The organism is Dietzia sp. DQ12-76 (assembly GCF_014145045.1).
Lineage (GTDB): Bacteria > Actinomycetota > Actinomycetes > Mycobacteriales > Mycobacteriaceae > Dietzia.
Window position 1 is genome coordinate 1 of sequence record NZ_JAALDV010000428.1, and the last position, 5,456, is coordinate 5,456.

Annotated in this window: 5 protein-coding genes; 4 read left to right on the forward strand and 1 reads right to left on the reverse strand. The window is 71.7% G+C overall.

All coding sequences use genetic code 11. From position 1 onward, the window contains the following. Positions 1 to 13 precede the first annotated feature (13 nt). Genes G6019_RS13925 through G6019_RS13935 form a run of 3 tightly spaced genes read left to right on the forward strand, consistent with a single transcriptional unit; the run spans position 14 to position 3,971 of the window. Positions 14 to 1,759, forward strand: coding sequence for an ABC transporter ATP-binding protein (locus G6019_RS13925; RefSeq protein ID WP_182612586.1), 1,746 nt, complete (start codon positions 14 to 16; stop codon positions 1,757 to 1,759). Next, positions 1,756 to 3,552, forward strand: coding sequence for an ABC transporter ATP-binding protein (locus tag G6019_RS13930; protein ID WP_182612584.1), 1,797 nt, complete (start codon positions 1,756 to 1,758; stop codon positions 3,550 to 3,552). Before G6019_RS13925 ends, G6019_RS13930 begins: the two co-directional genes overlap by 4 nt. Next, entirely contained in the window at positions 3,549 to 3,971 is a 423-nt protein-coding gene (locus tag G6019_RS13935) for a hypothetical protein (protein WP_182612582.1), read from the forward strand. Before G6019_RS13930 ends, G6019_RS13935 begins: the two co-directional genes overlap by 4 nt. Here the strand turns inward: G6019_RS13935 and G6019_RS13940 are convergent. Next, positions 3,944 to 4,567: a helix-turn-helix domain-containing protein gene (locus G6019_RS13940; RefSeq protein WP_309230249.1), complete on the reverse strand. Its 624-nt coding sequence runs from the start codon at positions 4,565 to 4,567 to the stop codon at positions 3,944 to 3,946. The two genes, G6019_RS13935 and G6019_RS13940, sit on opposite strands and share 28 nt — an antisense overlap. Positions 4,568 to 4,681: 114 nt before the next feature. Between G6019_RS13940 and G6019_RS13945 the strand changes: the two genes are divergently transcribed. Then, the coding region (locus G6019_RS13945) for an MFS transporter (protein ID WP_182627829.1) at positions 4,682 to 5,456 on the forward strand (775 nt) is incomplete at its 3' end.

Here is a 5,456-nt window from a genome sequence, read left to right on the forward strand (position 1 = left end):
GAGGAGAGCCGCAGTGAGCGCCTCGGGATTCGACTATCGGGCCGTGCCACGGCTGGTGCGCCCCCACCTCGGCGGGTCCCGCCGCCTGCTCGCGGCCGCGGTGTCGCTCGCCGTGGTGTCCGCCTTCGCTGAGCTCGCGGTGCCCTACGCCGTCTACCGTCTGCTCGTGCACGTGGTGGTGGGCCACGGGGGGATGGCGGTGCCCCAGGCGGTCGCTCTCGCCGCTGCGGGGGTCGTCGTCACCTATCTCACCTTCGGTGCCGCGACCGCGCTGGCGCACCGTGCCGCCTTCGAGGTGATCGCGCGGATCCGCATCGCCCTCGGAGAAGCGTGGTCCGTGGCGGAGTTGTCCGACCTGTCGGACCGTCACACCGCCTCCGCCCGTTCTGCCGCGGGGGAGGAGGTCGAGCGTCTCGAGGGGATCCTGGCCCACGGCGTCCCGGAGTTCGCGGCCAGTGTGACGGTGTGGCTCGCCATGACGGTGTGGCTCCTGGGTGAGGACTGGCGGTTGGCCCTGGCGTGCGCGGCGGTGGCCCCGCTGGCCTTCTGGACGATGCGGCGGGCGATGCGGTCCAACGCCCACCGGATGGGCGAGTTCGTCGAGGCCAACGCGGCGATGGGTCGGGCGATGATGGACCAGCTCACCGCCCTCGCGGAGATCAGGGTCTTCGGCGCGCGGACGTCGGGGTCGACGGCGGTGTCCGCGATCCAACGCACCGCGCGCCTCCAGTCCGCGTGGGGAGCGGCGTTCCTCCGCTGGGGTGCCTGGTTCTCGCCTCTGGTCACCGCCACCCCGGCGGTCGTCGCGGTGCTCGGGGCCTGGTTGCTCGCTGCCGGGAGGCTCAAGGTGGACACGTTCCTGCTGTTCGTGGTCCTGGCCCCGGCCTACACGGTTCCGCTCGTCACACTCTTCTACCGGATGCACTCTCTTCCCCTCGCGGCGGCGAGCGCCCGAGCGGTCGAGGAGCAGCTCGACCTGGCCCCGCGTGAGCCGACGACGGTGACCGGCCGGGAGCCGAGGGATCGCACCCTGGTCGTCGACGGCCTCGACTTCGGTCACCGGGGGCGCGAGAGCACGCTCCGACGCGTCTCGTTTCGGGTCCCGGAGGGTACGACGGTCGCCCTCGTGGGGGAGTCCGGATCGGGCAAGACGACCCTGTTGGAGGTGATCGCCGGGGTGAAGAGACCACCCGTCGGTGAGATCATGCTCGGTGGCGTGCCCACCGCCGACCTACTGGGCGTCCCCGGCCGCCGTTGGGTGAGCCTGGCCGCTCAGAATCCCCTGCTGTTCGCCGGCTCGATCGGGGAGAACCTCCGGATGGGGGCGCCCGACGCCCCCGACGGTCTCCTGCTCGACGCGCTGAATGTCGTCGGTCTCCTCTGGGAGCTCGGGGACCCGGTCCTCGATCGGCGTCTCGGCGAGGCGGGTTCGGGTCTGTCCGGGGGGCAGCGGCAGCGACTCGCGCTCGCGCGGGCCCTCGTCGTCAACGCCTGGCTGGTCCTGATGGACGAGCCGACCGCCTCGGTCGACCCGCTCACCGAGGACGATTTGTGGGAGTCGATCTCGCGGTGGTGCCGGGGAAGGACGCTCGTGATGGCGACCCACCGGATCGCGCTGGCCCGCCGGGCGGATCACATCGTGGTGCTCGACCGGGGCGCGATCGCCGAGCAGGGCACTCACGACGAACTGCTCGACCGCGGCGGGCTCTATGCCGAGTTGACCGAGGCCGAGTCGCGGGCGGGGGCGGGGATCCGATGAGCGGAGTGGGCACGATGTGGCGGATCGCCGGGGCCGAACGGGTCCGCGTCCTGCGCGGGGTGGGCTGGCGGATCGTCCAGTCCCTGCTCGGCGGGCTGCTCTACGGGGTGCTGATCACCCTCGTCGTCGACCTGGCCCGCGGTGGGCAGGTCGACAGGAACCGGGCCGTTCAGGTGACCGTGGTGGCCGTGGCAACGCTCATCGGACAACTGCTCGCCTCGTATCTGGCCGCCAGGGATTCCTGGTTGGCCTCCTACCAGGTGTCCGCTCATGTCCGCGAGTGGGTGCTCGAGCACCTGCTCCGCGTGCCCGTCCCGACGGCCACCGGTCGCCGCCGCGGGGAGATCCAGGCCCTGCTCACGGGTGACATGCAGCAGATCGAGGACTTCCTGTCCGAAGGGCTGCCCAAGCTGGGACAGGCTCTCGGGCTGCCGGTCTTCGTCGTGGTGGCCGCGGCCGTCTACGACCCGGTCGTCGCTCTCGTGCTCGCCGGCGCCGTCCTCGCGGCGATCCCGGCGACCGTGTGGGCGGGGACCCGGACGACCGCCGCCGCCCGGGAGCGGACCACCCTGCAGGCCGAGTCCTCGGCGCGGTTCGTCGACGTGCTCACCGGGATCACCGTGTGGAGGGTCCTCGCGGCGCCGGGGCGGATCGCCGACGTCCTGCGCGCAACGGCGCTTGACCTGCGCGACTCCTCGGTGCGGATGCTCGGCAGGCTGATCCCCCCGCTGATGCTGGCCTCGGCTGTCCTCATGGCCGGCGTCCCGGTGCTGATGGCGGTGGTGGCCGGCCGCGGAACGGAGATCGCCGTGGGGTTCCTCCTCGTGGCGATCGCCGTCTACCGGCCTCTGGTGGCCGCGCTGTCGGTGGGGGAGCAGTGGCACGTGACCCGCTCGGCCCTGGAGCGGCTGCGATCGGTGGCCGAGATCCCGCAGCTTCCCGATCCGGCGGAGCCCCGGACACCACGAGGTGTCGAGGTGCGGTTCGACGACGTGGGATACGACTACCCGGACGGCACCCCGGCGCTCCGGGGGATCGATCTGGAACTCCCCGAGAAGGGGATGGTCGCCGTGGTCGGCCACTCGGGCAGCGGGAAGTCCTCGCTCGGTGGCCTGCTCTCACGCCTCGACGATCCCGCCGCCGGGTCGGTGAGGATCGGCGGAGTGGACGTCCGCGAGATCGCCCCGGACACCCTCGCGGCCACGGTGACCCAGGTGTTCCAGCACACCCATCTGGTGCCGGGGACGGTGGCCGAGAACATCGCGCTCGGCCGCCCCGACGCCGACCGTGCCGACATCGTCGACGCGGCCACGCGCGCGCAGCTCCACGCCGCGATCAGCGACCTGCCCCACGGATACGACACGCGTCTGGGGGAGGACGGAGCCGGGCTGTCCGGGGGACAGCGGCAGCGCGTGGCCATCGCCCGGGCCCTGCTCGTGGATGCACCGGTCGTAGTGCTGGACGAGCCCACCTCGGCCCTGGACACCCGGACCGAGAGCGAGGTCTCGGAGGGGATCGCTGAGTTGGCCCGCGGACGATCCGTCCTGCTCATCGCACATCGCCTCGGCACGGTCACCCGAGCCGACGAGATCGTCGTCCTGGAGCAGGGGCGGGTGATCGAGCGCGGTACCCATGCGCAGCTGCTGAGCACGGACGGACGGTATCGACGGATGTGGGACCGGGCCGAACCGGCCGGTGATCCCGCCCAGAAGAGCCCCGCCCAGAGGAGTCCCGCCCGGAACGGGTCCCGCGCCCGGTCGACAGCCGGGACGGATGAGAGGAGCAGACGATGACGAAGTCCCATCACCCGGAGAACCCGCCTCGCCCGAACCCCGGCGACCGACCGCAGAACGCTTTCACGCTGATGTACTGCGGCACGTGCGGCGGGGAGAGGGAGTCCGCGCTGCTCTCGGCCCTGAGCCGGGCGGTGGGCCGCTCTGCCCACGGAGTGCTGGCGCGCGCCACCTGCCTCTTCGGCGGCAGGTGTGGGGCCGCACGGGAGTCGAACGCGGACGGCCCCGTCGTCCTAGTGCAACGGTGCCATCGCGTCACCCGCGAGCCCCGAGGACACGTGGTGACGATCGGGCCCGTGCGGACCACCCCGGAGGTCAACGGACTCATCCGGTGGCTCGAGACCTCCGAACTCACGGTGAACGAACTCCCGCTGCCCCTGCGCCGGGCGCACTACGAGCGGGTGGCGTCGGGGGACTGATCGGGTAGGTCGCCCACCGGGTGACGTGAGTCGTCCGGCGTCGTGCGATCGACGCGGGTGACGGCTCGGTCGCCGTGCGGCCCGAACAGGTGCAGGATCTCCACCGCGGTGTCATCGGCCGGGCCGAACCAGTGCGGGATGCGGGGATCGAACTCGGCGGTCTCCCCGGGGCCGAGGAGGTGCTCGTCGGTGTCGAGCAGCAGGCGAAGGGTGCCGGCGAGCACGTAGAGCCAGGCGTGGCCAGGGTGGGACGTCAGGGTGGGTTCGCGGGGACCGACGATGTGCTTGAAGACCTGAACCCGTCCGGGGTAGCGGGTCAGAGGCACGATCACGCCACCGCCGGTGTGCTGGTGGGGTTCGAGGTGCAGCCGGGGGTCGCGGGTGGCGGGCGCGGCAATGAGTCGGTCGAGCGCCACCCGGTGAGCCCGAGCGAGCGGGATGAGCAGGTCCAGGGTCGGTTGTCGGTGGCCGGTCTCGAGTCGGGACAGGGCGCTGACCGACAGGCCGGTCTGCTCCGCCAGCTCGCCCAGCGTGAGTCCGCGGCTGGTCCTGAGGGCACGCAGACGGGGTCCGATCGCCTCGATGATCCTCGACACCTCCGCGTGCACCTCCTCATCTTTGCAGATTCCGCAAAAGTCCTGGGAGCACCGGGCAGGGACCCGCGAGCATTGACCGCGAACGATCTCCCCTGTGGAAAGGCTGGTGTCCGCGTGATCCAGACGTCTGTCCCCGCTCCCGTTGCACCGAGTCGCCGCCGGTGGGCGGTGGTGGCGGTGTGCGGCTTCGCGCTGTTCCTGGTGGGAGTGGACACCACGATCGTGACCATCGGACTGGGAGAGATCGGCGGGGCTCTCGGCGTGGGAGCTGACCGGTTGTCGTGGGTGGTGGACGCCTACACGGTGGTGTTTGCGGCTCTGCTGATCACCTCGGGCGCCCTGGCAGACCGCGTCGGCCGCCGCCGGGTGTTCACGACCGGTCTGGTGGTGTTCGGAATCGCCTCGTTGGCGTGTGCGTCCGCGCCGACCCTCGGCGTCCTCATCACCGCGCGGGCCGTCCAGGGCGTCGGCGCCTCCATGCTGACCCCGGTCGCGCTGGCGATCGTCGTGAACGTGATGACCGACCCGCGCGAGCGGGCCACGGCGATCGGTATCTGGGGAGCGATCTTCGGGCTCAGCATGGCGGCCGGCCCTGTCACGGGTGGGGTCTTGATCTCCTCGTTCGACTGGCGTGCGGTGTTCTGGATCAACGTCCCCGTCGTGCTGCTCGCCCTCGTGCTGGTGGCGCTCGTGGTCCCCGAATCGCGCGGGCAGCACATCCGACGGATCGACGCGCCCGGGCAGGCCTTGCTCATCGTGCTTCTCGTCGTGGCCGTGGGCCTGCTGATCGAGGGGCCACGAACCGGCTGGACCGCCTCGGCTGCGCTCGTCGGCTACGGCGTGCTGGCGGTGACCCTCGCCGCGTTCATCGCGATCGAGTCCGGTCGCC